Below are 16,833 nucleotides of genomic sequence, written 5' to 3'. Positions count from 1 at the left end.
GCAGGCTTGAGGCCATGGCCGCCCAGATCAACCCCAGCATCCTGTCCGCCGACTTCGCCCGCCTCGCCGACGAGGCCAAGGCCGCCGAAGGCGCGGACTGGCTCCACGTCGACGTCATGGACAACCACTTCGTCCCGAACCTCACCCTCGGGGTCCCGGTCGTAGAGTCCCTGCGCAAGGCGACGGACACCCCGCTGGACTGCCATCTGATGATCGAGGACCCCGACCGCTGGGCCCCGGCCTACGTCGACGCGGGCGCCGGTTCTGTCACCTTCCACGTCGAGGCCGCCGCGGCGCCGGTGCGCCTCGCCCGCGAGATCCGCGCCAAGGGCGCCCGCGCCGCCATGGCGCTCAAGCCCGCCACCCCCATCGAGCCGTACGAGGATCTGCTCCCCGAGCTCGACATGCTGCTGGTGATGACCGTGGAGCCGGGCTTCGGCGGCCAGGCCTTCCTCGACATCATGCTGCCGAAGATCCGCCGCACCCGGGAGCTGATCGGCAAGCACGGCCTGGAGATGTGGCTGCAGGTGGACGGCGGTGTCTCCGCGGACACCATCGAGCGATGCGCGGAGGCGGGCGCGGACGTGTTCGTCGCGGGCTCCGCGGTGTACGGCAAGGACGACCCGGCCGCGGCGGTCCGCGGGCTGCGGCGGCAGGCTGAGGAGGCCACCTCCGCCGCTTCTTGGGCCTGCGGACACTGAGCGTTCATACTCACGCAGGCAAAAGCCGAGGCCAGGGGCTGAACGCCGGGCCTCGCTTCTGACAGGATGAACGGGCGACGGCAAGTGCTCGCGCAGATCGAGGCCGAGCGTGACAGCGTCAGTCGTCGAAAACGGTAAGGAGATCGCGGTGTCGACGGGCCGGACAGCTGCGCGGATGGGACCCGCGGAGCTGGTGCAGGCGGCGGCCATGGCTCGCCGCTTCTACCTCGAGGGCAAGTCCAAGATTCAGATCGCCGAGGAGTTCGGCGTCAGCCGGTTCAAGGTCGCGCGGGTGCTGGAGACCGCGCTCGAACGGGACCTTGTGCGCATCGAGATCCGGGTTCCCGCCGAACTCGACGCCGAGCGGTCCGATGCGCTGCGGGCGCGGTACGGGCTGCGGCATGCGGTGGTCGTGGAGTCGCCGGCTGATGGTGCCGTAAGTGATCATCACGATCCCGAGAATCTCGGGGCCGTCGCCGCTGATCTGCTGGGTGAGCTGGTCACTGAGGGGGATGTGCTCGGGCTTGCCTGGGGGCGCTCCACGATCAATATGGCCACGGCGCTGCGGCAGCTGCCGCCGTGCACGGTGGTGCAGCTGACCGGCGTGTACGACGCGGGGACCGCGGAGCGGGGGTCGGTCGAGGCGGTGCGGCGGGCTGCGGAGGTCGCCGGGGGTGAGGCGCATCCGATTTATGCGCCGATGCTGCTGCCGGATGCGGCCACCGCTAACGCGCTGCGGAGTCAGACCGGGGTGGCGCGGGCCTTCGAGTACTTCGACAAGGTGACGGTCGCAGCGGTGTCGATCGGCTCGTGGGAGCCGGGGATTTCCACCGTGCACGACATGCTCAGCGAGGAGGAGCGGGAGCATTACGCGTCGCTCGGTGCCGCCGCGGAGATGTCGGCGCATCTCTTCGATGCGGAGGGGCGGCGGATTGGGCGTGACCTCGGGGAGCGGTGCATTACGGTCGAGGCCGACCGGCTGCGGCGGATCCCGGAGGTCGTCGCGATCGCCGGGGGGCGGCGGAAGGCCGAGGCGATTGGGGCGGTGCTGCGGTCGGGGCTGGTGACGTCGCTCGTTACGGATACCGCTGCCGCGGACTTCTTGCTGCATGAGACGCATGCGGGGTCGCGGCCTGCGCTTGAGCGGGCGGATCCGGACGAGTTGTAAGGGGGCGGCTTGGGAGGGGATCCCCTGACCCGCCCCTTCCCGAAACCGGGGGCAGGCCCCCGGGCCCCCGAATCCGCGCTGCGCGCGGATGGCCTCAAACGCCGGCCGGGCTGACTAGGGCCGTACCACCGCCGCCGACCCACCCCCACGCCGCACCGGCTCCGCCGCCGCCAGCCAGCGGCCGTCCGGCAGTCGCTCCAGGGCCGCCGCCGCGCCGATCTCCGGGGTCGACGTGAAGGAGTGGCCCAGCGCCTCCAGGCGCGTCCGCTCCTCCAGCGCCAGGAAGCCCGGCTCCGCCTGCGTCGCCGCCGCGTTCCGCTGGCTCGCCCGCGGGGCCGCCACCGCCTCCGGCAGCGACAGGCCCCGGTCCAGGCGGCCCGCGAGGATCTGGAGCACCGTCGTGATGATCGTGGCTCCGCCGGGGGAGCCCGCCGCCAGGCGCGCCTTGCCGTCCTCCAGGACGATCGTCGGGGCCATCGACGAGCGCGGGCGCTTTCCGGGGCCCGGGAGGTTCGGGTCGGGGACGCCCGGGGTGACCGGGGTGAAGTTGAAGTCCGTGAGCTCGTTGTTCAGCAGGAAGCCGCGGCCCGGCACCGTGATGCCGCTGCCGCCCGTCGACTCGATGGTGAGCGTGTACGCGACCACATTGCCCCACTTGTCCGACGCCGTGAGGCTCGTCGTGCTCAGGCCCTCCCGGTTCTCCGGCGCCGCCTTGCCCGTGGTCGCGCAGCCGCCCGACGGGTTCCGCGGGTCGCCCGGCGGCAGCGGGCTCTTCAGGGCCTTGTCGGGCGAGATCAGGCATGAGCGGGAGTCGGCGTATCGCTGCGACAGCAGCTCCTTGGTCGGGACGTCCTCGAAGCGCGGGTCGCCCACCCACCGGTTGCGGTCGGCGAAGGCGATCCGGGAGGACTCCAGGAAGCGGTGCAGGTACTGGGTCTCGGACAGGGAGCCGACATCCGTGGGCTCCAGGATGTTCAGCGCCTCGCCGACCGTCGTGCCGCCGGAGGAGGACGGCGCCATGCCGTACACGTCCAGGCCCCGGTAGGTGAGGTGGGTCGGGCGCTGGGACAGCGGGCGGTAGCGGTGGAGGTCGTCCGTCGTGAGCTGTCCCTTGCGTACGGGCAGGTCCGATGCGGGGTCCACCGGCGGCTTGCGGACCGTACGGACGACGTCCTCGCCCAGCTCGCCCCTGTACAGCGCCCGCGTCCCCTTCTTCCCCAGCTCGCGATACGTGTCCGCCAGGTCGGGATTGCGCAGCGTGCTGCCGACGACCGGGAGCTCCCCGCCCGGCAGGAAGAGGTCCCTGGAGGCAGGGAAGGCGCGGAAGCGCTTCTCATTCCCCGCCGTCTGCTGCCGGAAGGTCTCGTCGACCGTGAAGCCGCGGTCCGCCAGCCGTTCCGCCGGCTTCAGCGCCGCGCGCAGCGGGAGCGTGCCCCAGTGGCGCAGGGCGTTCTCCCAGGTGGCCGGGGTGCCGGGGGTGCCGACCGACAGCCCGCTCGTCACCGCCTCCTCGAAGGGGATCGGCTTGCTGTCCTCCAGGAAGTAGTCCGCGTCCGCCGTCCGCGGGGCGGTCTCGCGGCCGTCGAGCGTACGGACCTTGCCGCTGCGCGCGTCGTAGAAGACGAGGTAGCCGCCGCCTCCGACACCCGCCGAATACGGCTCGGTGACGCCGAGCGCGGCGGCGGTGGCTACGGCGGCGTCGACCGCGTTGCCGCCCTTGCGCAGCACCTCGATGCCGGCCGCGGTGGCGTCCGCGTCGACGCTGGAGACCGCGCCGCCCTGGCCGACCGCGGTCGGCGTCTTGGCGGGCGGGTCCGCCGCATGGGCTGCCGGCGGCGCGGATACGGCGAGGGTGGCGAGCGCCGCGGTGAGGGCCACGGGGCCGGAGAGGCGGGCGGTCAGTCGCATGGCATCCGATCCTGACAGCTAATGCCGCATTGCCCAAGAGGGCCTACCGGCCCACCAGTTGGGCTAGCCACCACTGCTCGAGAAGTGCTGGTAGTCCGGGTGGTGCCAGCGGCCGCCCCACAGCCAGCCCTGGGCGCGCATCGCCGACCACACGGCGTCGCCCGGCTTGATCATGCCGGGGGTGTCCTTGCCGCGGTCGAGGTAGCGGCCGGTGTCCGGCGGGTGGATGACGCCGTTCGCGTCGACGTACGGGTTCTCCCGGGGGTTGATGTCCACCGCGTCGCCGTACGAGTGCTGCGACAGGCGCCACGGGACGCCGGTGACCTGGCGGCAGTTGAAGGCCGACGTGTTGTCGTCGGCCATGGCCCGCTCGTCGCTGCCGCCGTACTCGGACGCCGGGCGCATCTTGCGGATCGGGAAGCGGTCCTTCAGGGCCGCCTCGAAGACCTTGGTGACCGGCTTCACCATGTCGTCGCGTACCACCATCGTGCCGCGGTGGACCTTGCCGTCGAAGCCCCAGTGGTTCATTTCGATCTTCCGCAGCCGGTCGGGCCGGACCGGGCAGCCGTCGCGGTACGTGGCGCCGAGCTCCTCGGCGGTCACCCGGGAGACCTTGGCGTCGATCCCGCCGGGGTCCGGGGCGTCGGCGGCCGCGGCGGGCGCGGCCGGGCCGAGGGCGAGCAGGAGGGCGGTGGCGGCGACTGTAGTGAGGGGCACCTTGAACAGGTAACCGTTCCCGGCCGCCACCACCGCCTGTGACCTGCAGATTCACACGTTAAGCCGCATGATCAGCCGCGGCTCCCCGTCCCGTGACCGTCGTGCGGGCCGCCGTGCCCCGCGCCGTGGTCGAATTTCAGGGCCTCCGGCGGCATCACCACGAAGGGCCGCATCATGCCCATGTCCTCGTGCTCCAGCAGGTGGCAGTGGTACATGAACCGCCCGTACGCGCCGTCGAACTTGCCCATCACCCGCAGCATTTGCGGCCCGGGGACGAGGAAGACGTCCTTGTAGCCGCGCTCGTTGGGTGCGAGCGGGATGTCCCTGCTGTACGCGACCGGCTTGCCGGTGCCGCCCACCGCCGGGTCGAAGCCGGAGGCGTCGTACCCGTCCCGGCCCAGCAGCTGGAAGTCGGCCAGGTGGATGTGCATCGGGTGGCGGACCGGCGAGAGGTTCAGGAAGCTCCACTGCTCGTGGCTGCCCTCGGCGATGGTGAAGCCGAGGCCGTCGTTGAAGGTCCTGGCGGTGCGCCGGTACGTCTTGGTCTTCCCGTCCTTGTCGGTGACCTGGATGACCCCCTCGGCAGGGAAGACGATCCCGCTGGGATCCTTGATCTCCGTCATCTCCCAGATCTCCGGATGCCCGCCGCCGCCCTTGGTGCCGGGCGGGGTGAGCACGACGAGGCGGTGGCCGTGCCCGACGTCGTGCGTCAGCTGCCGGAACGAGCCGGAGAGCACCTCGGGCAGCTCGAAGCCGTCGACCTTGCCGCTCTCGTACACCCGGAACTCCATGACCGCCGGATAGCGCACGTCACCCGCCGGGTCGGGCACGCCCGCCGGCTGGTTGCGGCCCTTGTTGACCAGCCGCAGCGTGCGTCCGGCCAGGCCGCGGAAGTCCACCAGCAGGTCGAAGCGCTCGGCCGGGGCCGCGGTCAGCGTCGGCAGGGCGCCGGCGAAGTCGACCGGGACCGGGCGCGGCAGCAGGCCGCCGTCGCTGCCGATCTGCTTGACGATGCCGGGGACCGGCTTGTTGTCCTCATCGACCAGGACGAGGTCGTAGACGCGCGCGTTGGAGGCGTTGACGAGCCGGAAGCGGTACCAGCCGTCGGCCACGTCCGCGTACGGCCAGATGCGGCCGTTGACCGTCGTGTACGGGCCGGTGAACGGCAGCGACACCGGCTTGCCGGTCTCCGGGTTCTCCGGCTGCACGATCACCGTCTTGTGCAGCAGCCTGCCGTTGAGCCGGCCGTCCGGGTCGGTGTCGAGGTTGCGGTCGGCGAGCAGCAGCGGGATCTCCCGGTCGCCGCAGGGCAGGCCGAGGGACTCCTCCTCGTCGTCGCGGACGAGGTACGTGCCGTACAGGCCGGCCATCACATTCCAGCGGGTGATGTTCATGGCGTGGTCGTGGTACCACCACTGCACGGCCTGGTGCTGGTTCGGGTACTCCGACAGCTGGGCGTCGCCGTAGCCGACGGCGTTGTCGGCCCAGCCGTCGTTGCCGCCGCCGGTCTGCGCGCCGTGCAGGTGGGTCACCGACCAGGGCGGCAGGGCGGCCACGTCCTTGTTGGGCTCGACGCCTTCGCGGCCCGGCTCGGTGCTGCCCGGCGGGGTCCCGGGCGGGCGGCCAGGGACCTCCACCGCCGTGACCGGGTACTCGCCCTCGTCCTTGATCCGGTTGGTCCAGGCGATCCGGACCCGCTGGCCGCGCCAGACCTCGATGGTCGGGCCCGGGACCTGCCCGTCGTAGCCCCACATCAGGGTCGGCGGCAGCTGCGGGTGCAGGCGCACCCAGGCCGGGCGCAGGGCGATCTCGGTCTCCTGCAGCGCGTCGTCCGACTGCGGACGGATGACCGGCGGTACGGGAAGCTGGGCCACGTATGGCGCGAGCTCCCCGCCCGCGAGCGGCTGCGACTCGGTTGTCTGCCCGGTGATTCTTTCGATGATGTCGGTCAAGACCGAACACCCCCCGTGTTCTTGGTTCTTGTTCCCCTCCTCTCAGGAGACACCGGGCACATTGATCAGAGTTCCAGGAATGTGGCAATCCGGACGTGGAGGTTTGGTCAGCGGGCGAGCGCGCCCATCGGGTCCCAGGCGGGCAGCACGATCGGCGGCTGGTCGAGGGCTGCGGCCAGCTCGGGCGGCAGCGCGGAGCGGCGGACCGCGACCTCGAAGACGTGCTCGCCGAACCATGAGTCGTTCATGGTCCAGAAGCCCTTGTCGGCCTTGTCGTCGCCCCAGCTGTTCTCGACCCGCCAGCGGCGCGGGGCGCCGTCGACCACGTCGACGCCGGTGAACAGCATCGCGTGCGTCATCTGCGTCTCGTGGTGGATGAGCCGGTCCGCCTTGTCCATGTCGAACGAGGCGTCGTACACCGACTCGTAGTCGAAGAGGGCGGCGTCCCAGACGCCGATGTCGCCGCGCATCATCCGGGCCACGTCGCAGCCGAACCAGACCGGCTCGCCGCCGGTGATGGCGTCCATGCTGAGCTGCTTCAGGACGTCCATGCCCGCGTTGAGGTAGACCACCGGCGGGGCCTCGACCACATTGCCCAGGTATTCGACGGTGAAGGTGCGGCCGACCGGGCTCGACGGGCGCGGGTCGTGGACCAGGCAGACGTAGTCGTCGAGCGGTATCTGCACATACGACTGCGCGAACTCGCGCGGCGTCAGCCAGCCGTCCCGGTGGAAGTCCTGGTCCTTGTCCCGCCACTGCCACAGGAACCGGTCCGGCGGCGTGCCGAGGTGGATGCTCAGCACCCGGTGCACCGAGGCCAGCACCTCCCGCTTGTGCTTGCGCTGCGCCTCGGCCCCCTCGCCGGACAGCCGGCGCAGGTCCCTGGCGCCCTGCCGGAGCAGGCTCATCAGGGCCCGGTTCATCGGCCCGGTCGCCGAGGAGCTGTTCGTCTCGGGCATCGCCGACTTCGGTACGAGGCCGTGCTTGGCGACCAGGGCGACGAACATGTTCCACTGCCCGCCGTCGCTGATGGGGTCCGAGAGCAGGTGCGCCACGGTCCGGTCGTCGGCGGCCCGGTCCGAGGTCTCGATGATGCCCTCGAGGAAGTGGTTCGCGCGCTCGAACTTGTCCCACCAGTGGATGTAGTTCTGGGAGAACTCGAAGTCCTTGACGCCGAGCTTCTCCGCGGCGCCGACCCGCAGCAGATTGAGCCCGGCGAACAGCCAGCAGCGGCCGCTCTTCTTCTGGTTGGTGGCCTTCCAGTCGTCCAGGTGGTGTGACACCGAATGGTCGACCGAGGTCACGATCCGCCGGTCCAGGGCGATGTCGTCCACCGACGTCTGGGTCACGGCGTTCTGCATCAGGCGGTTCGCGGGCCGGGCGGCGAACTCCGCCTCGAAGCTCTCGAGTTGTGCGGGGGTGAGGTTGCGGTCCATGCCTCACCGTCGCACGGGCGTTCGCCCTGGTCAACGGAGTAGATTGTACTTACATGCGGACGTGCGTACGTCAAGGAGAGTGAACGTGACGCAGCTCGGCAAGCTGATCACCATCGACCGGAGCAGCCCGGTTCCGCTGTACTTCCAGTTCGCCCGGCAGCTGCAGCAGCTCATCGAGACCGGCGCCGTGCCGGCCGGCACGAAGCTGAGCAACGAGATCATGCTCGCCGACCAGTTCGGCCTCTCCCGCCCGACCATGCGCCAGGCCATGCAGCACCTGGTCGACAAGGGCCTGCTGGTCCGCAAGCGCGGCGTGGGCACCCAGGTCGTCGCCAACCGCATCCGCCGCCACCTGGAGTTCTCCAGCCTGTACGACGACCTGGAGCGCGACGCCCGGCGGCCCAGGACCAAGGTGCTGTCGTACGGCCTCAAGCCCGCCGACGCCGAGGCCGCCGCCGCCCTGCGGGTCGAGGAGGGCGCGGACGTGCTGGCCATCGAGCGCCTCCGCTTCGCAGACGACGAGCCGATCGCGCTGCTGCGCAACCAGCTCCCCGCCGCCCGCGGCGCCCGCATGTCCGCCGATGACCTGGCCGAGACCGGCCTGTACCAGCTGCTGCGCCAGTCCGGCGTGGAGCTGAGCACGGCCGACCAGACCATCGGCGCGCGCCGCGCCACGGCGGCGGAGGCGGCGCTGCTGGAGGAGAAGCGCGGCGGCACGGTGCTGACCATGACCCGCCTCGCCTACGACACCGCGGGCGCGCCGGTCGAGTACGGCACGCATGTCTACCGGGCCTCGCGCTATTCGTTCGCGACGACCGTCTCCGCTCGCTGAGCCGTGCCCTGCACTGTGCCCTGCATCGTGACGGCAGGACGACATAATGTCCTGACAAACCATTGACTCCCGGTATCCGCCCAGGCACGCTTCTCAGCAGGTGAGCAGGACCACCACCGGAAGAAGGTTTTGGCATGCCGACCGCACCTCTCGCCCGGCGCATCGCGGGCGCGCCGATCTCCTGGGGCGTCTGCGAAGTCCCCGGCTGGGGCCATCAGCTGGCGCCGGATGTCGTGCTGCGCCAGATGCGGGACATCGGGCTCGCGGCGACCGAGTTCGGCCCCGAGGGCTTTCTGCCCGACGCGCCCGAGGAGAAGGCCGCGACGCTGTCCGGTTATGGGCTGCGCGCCGTCGGGCAGTTCGTGCCCGCCGTCCTGCACGACCCCGGGTACGACCCGCTGCCGCAGGTGGAGAGCGCGATGACCGGGCTGGTGGCGGCCGGCGCGGCCACCGTCATCGTCGCGGCCGCCACCGGGGCCGACGGCTACGACGACCGCCCGGAGCTGGACGCGTCCGGCTGGGACGTGCTGCTGGGCAACCTCGACCGGATCGCGAAGGCCGCCGCGGGCGCGGGCCTCACCGCGACCCTGCACCCGCACGTAGGCACCATGGTCGAGACCGCCGAGGAGACCCAGCGGGTCCTCGACGGCAGCGGCATCGGCCTGTGCCTGGACACCGGGCACCTTCTCGTCGGCGGTGCGGATCCGGTGGCGCTGGCCGCTGCCGCGCCCGGGCGGATCGCCCACGTGCACCTCAAGGACGTACGCCAGGATTACGTCGACCGGGTGCGCTCCGGCGCGCTGACCTACACCCGCGCCGTGGCCGAGGGCATGTACGCCCCGCTGGGCGCGGGCGACATCGACATCGCCGCGATCGTCGGCGGCCTGGAGGCGCACGGCTACACCGGCTGGTACGTGCTGGAGCAGGACGCCGTGCTGACCGCCCCGCCGGGGCAGGACGGCGCCCCCGACCCGCTGGACGACGTCCGGGTCTCGCTGGCGTACCTGCTGGCCCTGGCCGCCACCGCATGAAAGACGCCGCGGAGCTCACCGCCCTCCGGGCCCGCGAGCCAGACCTCATCGCCCGCGGCTGGCAGAAGCGCTCCCGCCGCCCGCTGACCGGCGCCGACGACCGGCTGCTCATCATCGCCGCCGACCATCCGGGCCGCGGGGCGCTCGGCGTGCGCGGCGACGCGGGCGCGATGGCGAGCCGTACGGAACTGCTCGACCGGCTGGCGACCGCGCTCTCCCGCCCCGGCGTCGACGGGGTGCTGGGCACCGCCGACCTGCTGGACGACCTGCTGCTGATGGGCGCGCTCGAGGACCGGGTGGCGATCGGCTCGATGAACCGCGGCGGCCTCCAGGGCGCGGTCTTCGAGCTCGACGACCGCTTCACCGCGTACACCCCGGAGGCCATCGCCGCCCAGGGCCTGGAGGGCGGCAAGGCGCTGACCCGGATCTGCCTCGGCGACCCCGGCACAGCGGCCACCCTGGAGTCCACCGCGGCCGCGGTCACCAGCCTGGCCGAGCACGGCCTGATGGCGATGGTGGAGCCCTTCATGTCCGTACGGGACGAGGCCGGGGTCCGCAATCTCCTGGACCCGCCGAACGTCATGAAGTCCATCCAGATCGCGGCGGCCCTGGGCGCGAGCAGCGCCTACACGTGGCTGAAGCTCCCGGTCGTGGCCGACCTGGAACGCGTCCTGGACGCCACGACGCTCCCGACCCTTCTCCTCGGCGGTGACCCGCACGGCGACCCGCACGACACGTACGCCGCCTGGGAGTCGGCGCTGCGGCTGCCCGCTGCCCATGGCCTGGTCGTCGGCCGGGCCCTGCTGTATCCGCCGGACGGCGATGTGGCGGCGGCGGTCGACATCGCGGCGGAGCTGGTCCACGGGGGCCGCGGGGCGGCCTGATCACGCAAGCAGGCCGGCCACCCGCCGTGCCGTGGCCGCGTCCCGGGCGGCCGTGAAGGGCAGGGCGTTTCCGCCGGTGAGGGTGAAGGGCCCGCCCGTCCGGGTGAGGTGACTGCCGCCTGCTTCCTCGACCAGGAGAAGGCCTGCCGCGTGGTCCCAGGCCAGCTCCCAGGTGAAGGCGGTTGCGTCGAGGGTGCCGCGGGCGATGGCCAGGTACTCCAGGCCGGCCGAGCCGCACGGGCGGGGGGCGACGCCCTCGGCGTGGAGGCCGCCGAGGGCGTGCTTCTCGGTGGCGGTGGTGAAGTCGGGGTGTGAGGTGGCGACCCGGATCGCGGTGCCCGGGGCCGGCGAACCGGGGTGCAGCACCTGGCCGTTGAGGCGGGCGCCCCGGCCGCGTATCGCCACCGCCATGTCGTCGGGCACGGGCGCGTACGTCCAGGAGGCGAGGATGACGCCGTCCAGGGCGAGGGCCACGAGGGTGCAGAAGCCGGGGTCGCCGTGTACGAACTGGCGGGTGCCGTCGACCGGGTCGACTATCCAGACCGGCGCGGTGCCGCCGAGCGCCTCGTAGACGGACGGGTCCGCGGCGACCGCCTCCTCGCCGACCACGACGGAGCCGGGCAGCAGCCGCGCGAGCTCGCGGGTGAGGTGCTCCTCGGCGCGCCGGTCGGCGGTGGTCACCAGGTCGTGCGGGCCGCTCTTCTCGTCGATCTCGTGGGCGCCCAGCTGCCGGAAGCGCGGGGTGATCTCGGCTGCCGCGGCGGCGCGGATCGCGCGCTCGACGTCGGTGCGGAGCTTGTTGTTGATGTTGCTTGTCAGAAAGTCGTCGATGCTTTCCGTTATTGATTCGATCATGCCTCTATAAGAGCGCATGAGGATTACGGGGCGTGTTCCAGAGGTGAACGGGAGGTGGAAGCGGAATGAAGTTGTTCGATGTCGTCGAGATGCGTGTCCAGATCGCCGGCCAGGCGCTCACGGTATTCCGTGATCAGGGCGCGCATATTGGTGAGCTGCCCCTCCATCCGCTCGGCGCGCAGCCGCGCGTCCCGCTCGATGGCGGCCGCCTGGGTGTGGGCTTCGGCGATGATGCGCTGCGCCTCGGCGCGGGCGTCCTCGGTGGTCTGCTGGGCGGTGTGGTCGGCCAGCGCGATTATGCGGGCGGCGTGCCGGCTCTCCGGCAGTACGGACTGCGACTGCGTGCCGGGGGTTTCGCGTAGCGCGGCGACCTGTTTGTAGAGCTGGTCGATGGTGTATTCCACCTCCTTGAGGAAGGTGTCCACCGCGCCCATTTCGTAGCCCTCACGCAGGCGTACGGTGTCGAACCACTGGTGGTGTACGTCGTCCGGGGTGAGCAGCATTCTCCGCTGCCCGGGAATGTCGGGATGACGGTTGATCTCCGAATCCACGGGAGCGCCTTTCCGTGTCAGTGTGCCGCTAGGAGAAATGCGCCGACGGAGGCGGTCGCCGCGACGGCGGTGGCCATGTGCCAGGCGGGCAGCCGGCCCTTCCTGCGCCGCTCGGCGGCGTAGGCGATGCCGATGTGGGAGATGCGCAGGACGATGCCCGCGACCAGCGCGAGCGCCAGCGGCAGGACGGTGGCGGGCAGCGGATGGACGGTGGCGATCAGGACGCCGGCGGCGGGGCTGAGGCAGGTCGCCAGCAGCCAGGGGGCGAGTCGCTGCCGGGTGCCGCGCAGGACCGCGACCAGGGCCAGGCCGTCGCTGGTCGAGCCGACCAGGAGGGCGAGCAGCACCGGCAGCGAGAAGGCGACGGCCACCGCGCTGCCTTCGATGACCCGGTGCGAGGTCAGGGCGACGGCGGCGCCGAGGCCCACGGTCATCGCCCCGGCCGCCCGCTTCGCGCGCCGGTGCAGCCCGCGGGTGTGGGCGCCGCCGGTCCGGCCGGCGGCGGGCGGCTCGTGGCCGTGGCGGGTGGTGGACAGCATCGCCAGGTAGCCGGCCACCGCCGAGGCGGCGACGAGCCAGCCGGAGACCCGCGCGACGACGCCGTCGTGCCAGGCCTCGGGCATCAGGTCGAGCACATCGGTGGCGAGCATCATGCCGGAGGCGACGGCCAGGGTGAGAGCCGCGTGCCGGGCGCCGTAACGGGCGATCACCGCCCCGAAGGCGCTGGCGGCCGCCATGAGGACGGCTGTCAGCCATGCGGCGCCATGAGTCACGCTTTTCCCGCTTTCTTCCACATCTTTCGGACCATGTGGAAAATGGCTGCCCCCGCGGGGGCAGGGAAAACGGGAGCGAGATCCCTCGTCGGAGTGGAATCGGAGCGGGATGGGTGCCCGGCGGCCCGTCCCGTACGGATCAGGGCATCCCGCGCATCCGGTTGATCTCGGCGGTCTGCTGGGCGATGACGTCGGTCGCCATGTCCTCCACCTGCACGTTGTTGCCCTGGGCGAGCACATCCGTGGCCATCGTCACGGCGCCCTGGTGGTGCGTGATCATCAGCTTCAGGAAGAGCTTGTCGAAGGCCTTGCCCTTGGCCGCACGCAGGTCCTTGAGCTGAGCGTCGGTGGCCATGCCGGGCATCGCGTGGTCCCCGTGTCCGCCGCCGGCCCGCTTGTCGCCGCCGTTGCGCTTCTGCCATCCCTCCATCGCGCCGATCTCCGGCCGCTGCGCCGCCGCGATCCGCTTCGCGAGCCGCTTCACCTGTTTCCCGCCGGCCTGTTTCGGCGCGAGCTTGGTCATGGTGAGCGCCTGGGTGTGGTGCTCGATCATCATCCGTACGTAGTCGAAGTCCGCGGAGTTGGGCGAGTCGTCGTCGCCCTGCTTGGCCGCGTCCTTGGGGGAGAGGGTTTCGGCCTCCTCGCCGGGCTTGCCGGGCGCGATCACCGAAGGCCCGTCCTTGGCAGCGGACTTGTCGTCCCCGTCCGAGGTGCAGCCCGCCAGGGCCAGGGCCGCGGCGGCGAGGCAGGCCGTCAGGCCGAGGGTGCTGGAGCGCCGCGGTCTGCGGCGGGTGCGTACAACGTTCATTACAAGTGCGTTGCCATCTGTTGGGATGTGCATGGCAAGGACGATACTGCGGGTGTCCATGAACCGTTCGACTACGAACGGCGATTAGGGAGGACGTAGTGTCGATGAGCAGCGACCCCCGAGCACGGCGCAGACGCCTCGGAGTCATGACAGCCGTGGCGGGACTCGTGGTCACCCTCCTGACCGCGGGTCCGGCCGGTGCGACGCCTGACCCCGGTGACAAGCCGGCGAACGACAAGGACGTTTCGAGCAGCACGACCGCAAAGGTCAAGAAGCAGATCGCGGACGGCGACATACCGGCGCCGGACGAGGTCGTCCACTCGGACAACATCGAGCACCTCACCAACATCCCCAAGGACGCCCTCGGCGGGACCAATTCGGACCTCGCCTTCCAGGGCAAGTACGCCTTCGCGGGCAACTACGACGGCTTCCGGGTCTTCGACATCAGCAACCCGAAGGCGCCCAAGACCGTCGCTCAGGTCCTGTGCCCGGGCTCGCAGAACGACATCTCGGTCTCCGGGAACCTGCTCTTCCTGTCCACGGACTCCTCCCGCAGCGACGACTCGTGCGCCAGCACCACGCAGCCGGCGACCGAGAAGTCCTCGTGGGAGGGCATGAAGGTCTTCGACATCAGCGACAAGGCGAACCCGAAGTACGTCGCCGCCGTCGAGACCGCCTGCGGCTCCCACACCCACTCGCTGGTCCCGGAGCGCAAGAACGTCTACGTCTACGTCTCCTCCTACTCGCCGAGCGCGACCTTCCCCGACTGCCAGCCCCCGCACGACGGCATCTCGGTCATCAAGGTCCCGCGCAAGGCGCCCGACAAGGCCGCGGTCGTGAACTTCCCGGTGCTCTTCCCCGGTGAAGGCGAGGACGGCGGCGGAAACCCCGGTGCGCCCACCAACCCGGGCGTCTCCAAGACCACCGGCTGCCACGACATCACCGTGCTGCCCTCCAAGGACCTCGCGGCGGGCGCCTGCATGGGCGACGGCATCCTCTTCGACATCAAGAACCCCGAGCGACCGAAGGTCATCGACCAGGTCCAGGACAACGTCAACTTCGCCTTCTGGCACTCGGCGACCTTCAACCAGCGCGCCAACAAGGTCGTCTTCACCGATGAGCTCGGCGGCGGCGGCGCGGCCACCTGCAACGAGGCCATCGGGCCGAACCGCGGCGCCGACGGCATCTACGACATCACCGGCAAGGGCGACAAGCGCAAGCTCGTCTTCCGCTCCTACTACAAGATCGACCGCCACCAGGCCGACACCGAGAACTGCGTGGCCCACAACGGCTCGCTGATCCCGGTCAAGGGCAAGGACATCATGGTCCAGGCCTGGTATCAGGGCGGCGTCTCGGTCTGGGACTTCACCAACTCCACCAAGCCGAAGGAGATCGCCTACTTCGAGCGCGGCCCGATCTCCGCGGACACCCTGGTGGGCGGCGGTTCCTGGTCGGCGTACTACTACAACGGCTACATCTACTCCAACGACATGGCCAAGGGCTTCGACGTCCTGAAGCTGAGCGACAGGCGTACGGACCCGGCCAAGCGCGTCCGCCTGCATGAGCTGAATGTGCAGACGCAGCCGGATTACTTCGACTGAGCACTGAGCACTGAGCTCTGAGCCGGCGCCCACAGGCCCCGCCGCCCGGCGGGGCCTGTGGGATCACACCACCCGCACCCGCCCCGACCTGGAGCTTTGTCCGTCAGGCCGCATGCCGTGCGGCATGGGACACTGAAGTACGTGCGTTTCCTCAATGACTCGAAGCCGCCGTACGACCTCACGTACGACGATGTGTTCATGGTGCCGAGCCGCTCCGCGGTCGGCTCCCGCCAGGGCGTGGATCTGTCCACCCCGGACGGGACCGGCACCACCATTCCGCTGGTCGTCGCCAATATGACGGCCATCGCCGGACGCCGTATGGCCGAAACCGTGGCCCGCCGCGGCGGCCTCGTCGTCATCCCGCAGGACATCCCCCTCGATGTGGTCACCGAGGTCGTCTCCTGGGTGAAGGGGCGCCACCACGTCCTCGACACCCCGATCGTCCTCGACCCGCACAGCACCGTCGCCGACGCGCTGCAGCTGCTGCCCAAGCGGGCGCACGGCGCGGGTGTGGTGGTGCAGGACGGCAAGCCCGTCGGGATCGTCACCGAGAGCGACCTGAGCGGCGTGGACCGCTTCACGCAGCTGTCGGAGGTCATGTCCCGCGAGCTGATGCTCCTCGACGCCGACGTGGATCCGCGCGAGGCCTTCAACCGCCTCGACGCCGCCCACCGCAAGCTCGCCCCCGCCGTGGACGCGGACGGCCGGCTCGTCGGCATCCTCAACCGCAAGGGCGCCCTGCGCGCCACCCTCTACACGCCCGCCACCGACGACCGCGGCAAGCTGCGCATCGCCGCCGCCGTCGGCATCAACGGCGACGTGGCGGGCCGCGCCAAGGTGCTGCTCGACGCCGGCGTCGACACCCTGGTCGTCGACACCGCCCACGGCCACCAGGAGTCGATGATCGCCGCGCTGAAGGCCGTGCGCGCCCTCGACCCGCAGGTGCCGATCGTGGCCGGCAACGTCGTCGCCGCCGACGGCGTCCGCGACCTCATCGAGGCCGGCGCCGACATCGTCAAGGTCGGCGTCGGACCCGGCGCCATGTGCACCACGCGCATGATGACCGGCGTGGGCCGCCCGCAGTTCTCCGCGGTGCTGGAGTGCGCCGAGGAGGCCCGTAAGCACGGCAAGCACGTGTGGGCGGACGGTGGCGTACGGCACCCGCGCGACGTCGCGATGGCGCTGGCGGCCGGTGCGTCCAACGTCATGATCGGCTCGTGGTTCGCCGGTACGTACGAATCACCCGGCGATCTCCAGCAGGCCGCCGACGGCCGGCTCTACAAGGAGTCCTTCGGCATGGCCTCGGCGCGTGCCGTGCGCAACCGGACCTCCGACGAGTCCGCCTACGACCGCGCCCGCAAGGCGCTCTTCGAGGAGGGCATCTCCACATCGCGGATGTTCCTCGACCCGGCCCGGCCCGGCGTCGAGGACCTGATCGACTCGATCATCGCGGGGGTGCGGTCGTCGTTCACGTACGCGGGCGCGGGCAGCATCCCCGAATTCCGCGAGAAGTCCGTCGTCGGCGTGCAGAGCGCCGCGGGCTACGCGGAGGGCAAGCCGCTGCACGCGAGCTGGCAGTAGGCCGCTGAAGACGGCCCCGGTTCCCGTTTCGGGAA

Annotated in this window: 15 protein-coding genes; 7 read left to right on the top strand and 8 right to left on the bottom strand. The window is 71.0% G+C overall.

The features are described 5' to 3' along the window. The first annotated feature begins 14 nt into the window (after positions 1 to 14). Together rpe and ACNNMR_RS05570 are read left to right on the top strand one after the other, a co-directional pair. Positions 15 to 701: a ribulose-phosphate 3-epimerase gene (rpe, locus tag ACNNMR_RS05575; protein WP_419993392.1), complete on the top strand. Its 687-nt coding sequence runs from the start codon at positions 15 to 17 to the stop codon at positions 699 to 701. A 148-nt stretch (positions 702 to 849) separates the two neighbouring features. Continuing rightward, positions 850 to 1,869, top strand: coding sequence for a sugar-binding transcriptional regulator (locus ACNNMR_RS05570; protein WP_419993391.1), 1,020 nt, complete (start codon positions 850 to 852; stop codon positions 1,867 to 1,869). A 114-nt stretch (positions 1,870 to 1,983) separates the two neighbouring features. Here the strand turns inward: ACNNMR_RS05570 and ggt are convergent, their stop codons facing one another. From ggt to ACNNMR_RS05550, 4 genes are all read right to left on the bottom strand, one after another. Beyond that, a complete protein-coding gene (gene ggt / locus ACNNMR_RS05565) occupies positions 1,984 to 3,777 on the bottom strand; it encodes a gamma-glutamyltransferase (RefSeq protein ID WP_419993390.1) in 1,794 nt (597 codons plus the stop codon). A gap of 63 nt (positions 3,778 to 3,840) precedes the next feature. Further along, complete coding sequence (locus ACNNMR_RS05560) at positions 3,841 to 4,494, bottom strand: M15 family metallopeptidase (RefSeq protein WP_419993389.1); 654 nt, start codon at positions 4,492 to 4,494, stop codon at positions 3,841 to 3,843. A gap of 71 nt (positions 4,495 to 4,565) precedes the next feature. Then, the gene (gene phsA / locus ACNNMR_RS05555) at positions 4,566 to 6,446 is read right to left on the bottom strand and encodes an O-aminophenol oxidase PhsA (RefSeq protein ID WP_419993388.1); all 1,881 of its coding nucleotides are present in this window, start codon (positions 6,444 to 6,446) and stop codon (positions 4,566 to 4,568) included. A 107-nt stretch (positions 6,447 to 6,553) separates the two neighbouring features. After that, on the bottom strand, positions 6,554 to 7,882 hold the full coding sequence (locus tag ACNNMR_RS05550) for an aminopeptidase C (protein ID WP_419993387.1): 1,329 nt from the start codon (positions 7,880 to 7,882) through the stop codon (positions 6,554 to 6,556). An 85-nt stretch (positions 7,883 to 7,967) separates the two neighbouring features. On the opposite strand from ACNNMR_RS05550, the gene ACNNMR_RS05545 reads away from it, so the two are divergent. The 3 genes from ACNNMR_RS05545 to ACNNMR_RS05535 all read left to right on the top strand — a co-directional run bounded on the left by ACNNMR_RS05545 (position 7,968) and on the right by ACNNMR_RS05535 (position 10,629). Further along, positions 7,968 to 8,714: a GntR family transcriptional regulator gene (locus tag ACNNMR_RS05545; RefSeq protein ID WP_419993386.1), complete on the top strand. Its 747-nt coding sequence runs from the start codon at positions 7,968 to 7,970 to the stop codon at positions 8,712 to 8,714. Between the two features lie 134 nt (positions 8,715 to 8,848). After that, on the top strand, positions 8,849 to 9,745 hold the full coding sequence (locus tag ACNNMR_RS05540) for a TIM barrel protein (protein WP_419993385.1): 897 nt from the start codon (positions 8,849 to 8,851) through the stop codon (positions 9,743 to 9,745). Next, complete coding sequence (locus tag ACNNMR_RS05535) at positions 9,742 to 10,629, top strand: Cgl0159 family (beta/alpha)8-fold protein (protein WP_419993384.1); 888 nt, start codon at positions 9,742 to 9,744, stop codon at positions 10,627 to 10,629. The genes ACNNMR_RS05540 and ACNNMR_RS05535 overlap by 4 nt, the downstream gene beginning before the upstream one ends. Here ACNNMR_RS05535 and ACNNMR_RS05530 read toward each other — a convergent pair whose 3' ends face one another. From ACNNMR_RS05530 to ACNNMR_RS05515, 4 genes are all read right to left on the bottom strand, one after another. Then, positions 10,630 to 11,484, bottom strand: coding sequence for an inositol monophosphatase family protein (locus ACNNMR_RS05530; RefSeq protein WP_419993383.1), 855 nt, complete (start codon positions 11,482 to 11,484; stop codon positions 10,630 to 10,632). 23 nt (positions 11,485 to 11,507) lie between these two features. Continuing rightward, a complete protein-coding gene (locus tag ACNNMR_RS05525; RefSeq protein ID WP_419993382.1) occupies positions 11,508 to 11,987 on the bottom strand; it encodes a DivIVA domain-containing protein in 480 nt (159 codons plus the stop codon). Positions 11,988 to 12,052: 65 nt separating this feature from the next. Next, positions 12,053 to 12,808, bottom strand: a complete 756-nt coding sequence (locus tag ACNNMR_RS05520) for a hypothetical protein (protein WP_419993381.1) — start codon at positions 12,806 to 12,808, stop codon at positions 12,053 to 12,055. A gap of 139 nt (positions 12,809 to 12,947) precedes the next feature. Next, the gene (locus ACNNMR_RS05515; protein ID WP_419993380.1) at positions 12,948 to 13,616 is read right to left on the bottom strand and encodes a DUF305 domain-containing protein; all 669 of its coding nucleotides are present in this window, start codon (positions 13,614 to 13,616) and stop codon (positions 12,948 to 12,950) included. A gap of 104 nt (positions 13,617 to 13,720) precedes the next feature. Here ACNNMR_RS05515 and ACNNMR_RS05510 point away from each other — a divergent pair, with 104 nt between their 5' ends. Continuing rightward, on the top strand, positions 13,721 to 15,217 hold the full coding sequence (locus ACNNMR_RS05510) for an LVIVD repeat-containing protein (RefSeq protein WP_419993379.1): 1,497 nt from the start codon (positions 13,721 to 13,723) through the stop codon (positions 15,215 to 15,217). A gap of 132 nt (positions 15,218 to 15,349) precedes the next feature. After that, a complete protein-coding gene (locus ACNNMR_RS05505; RefSeq protein WP_420000270.1) occupies positions 15,350 to 16,798 on the top strand; it encodes a GuaB1 family IMP dehydrogenase-related protein in 1,449 nt (482 codons plus the stop codon). The last annotated feature ends 35 nt before the right edge of the window (positions 16,799 to 16,833 follow it).

The sequence above is a fragment of the Streptomyces boninensis genome (assembly GCF_048572725.1).
In the GTDB taxonomy this organism is placed as follows: Bacteria; Actinomycetota; Actinomycetes; order Streptomycetales; family Streptomycetaceae; genus Streptomyces; species Streptomyces boninensis.
This window is presented reverse-complemented; position numbering and strand designations above follow the sequence as displayed.

Bases quoted from the DNA above. Each gene is read 5' to 3' on its own strand.
- ACNNMR_RS05530 (WP_419993383.1), bottom strand. From the start codon at position 11,484: ATGATCGAATCAATAACGGAAAGCATCGACGACTTTCTGACAAGCAAC.
- ggt (WP_419993390.1), bottom strand. From the start codon at position 3,777: ATGCGACTGACCGCCCGCCTCTCCGGCCCCGTGGCCCTCACCGCGGCG.
- ACNNMR_RS05540 (WP_419993385.1), top strand. From the start codon at position 8,849: ATGCCGACCGCACCTCTCGCCCGGCGCATCGCGGGCGCGCCGATCTCC.
- ACNNMR_RS05510 (WP_419993379.1), top strand. From the start codon at position 13,721: ATGAGCAGCGACCCCCGAGCACGGCGCAGACGCCTCGGAGTCATGACA.
- ACNNMR_RS05525 (WP_419993382.1), bottom strand. From the start codon at position 11,987: ATGCTGCTCACCCCGGACGACGTACACCACCAGTGGTTCGACACCGTA.
- ACNNMR_RS05550 (WP_419993387.1), bottom strand. From the start codon at position 7,882: ATGGACCGCAACCTCACCCCCGCACAACTCGAGAGCTTCGAGGCGGAG.
- ACNNMR_RS05535 (WP_419993384.1), top strand. From the start codon at position 9,742: ATGAAAGACGCCGCGGAGCTCACCGCCCTCCGGGCCCGCGAGCCAGAC.
- ACNNMR_RS05515 (WP_419993380.1), bottom strand. From the start codon at position 13,616: ATGAACGTTGTACGCACCCGCCGCAGACCGCGGCGCTCCAGCACCCTC.
- rpe (WP_419993392.1), top strand. From the start codon at position 15: ATGGCCGCCCAGATCAACCCCAGCATCCTGTCCGCCGACTTCGCCCGC.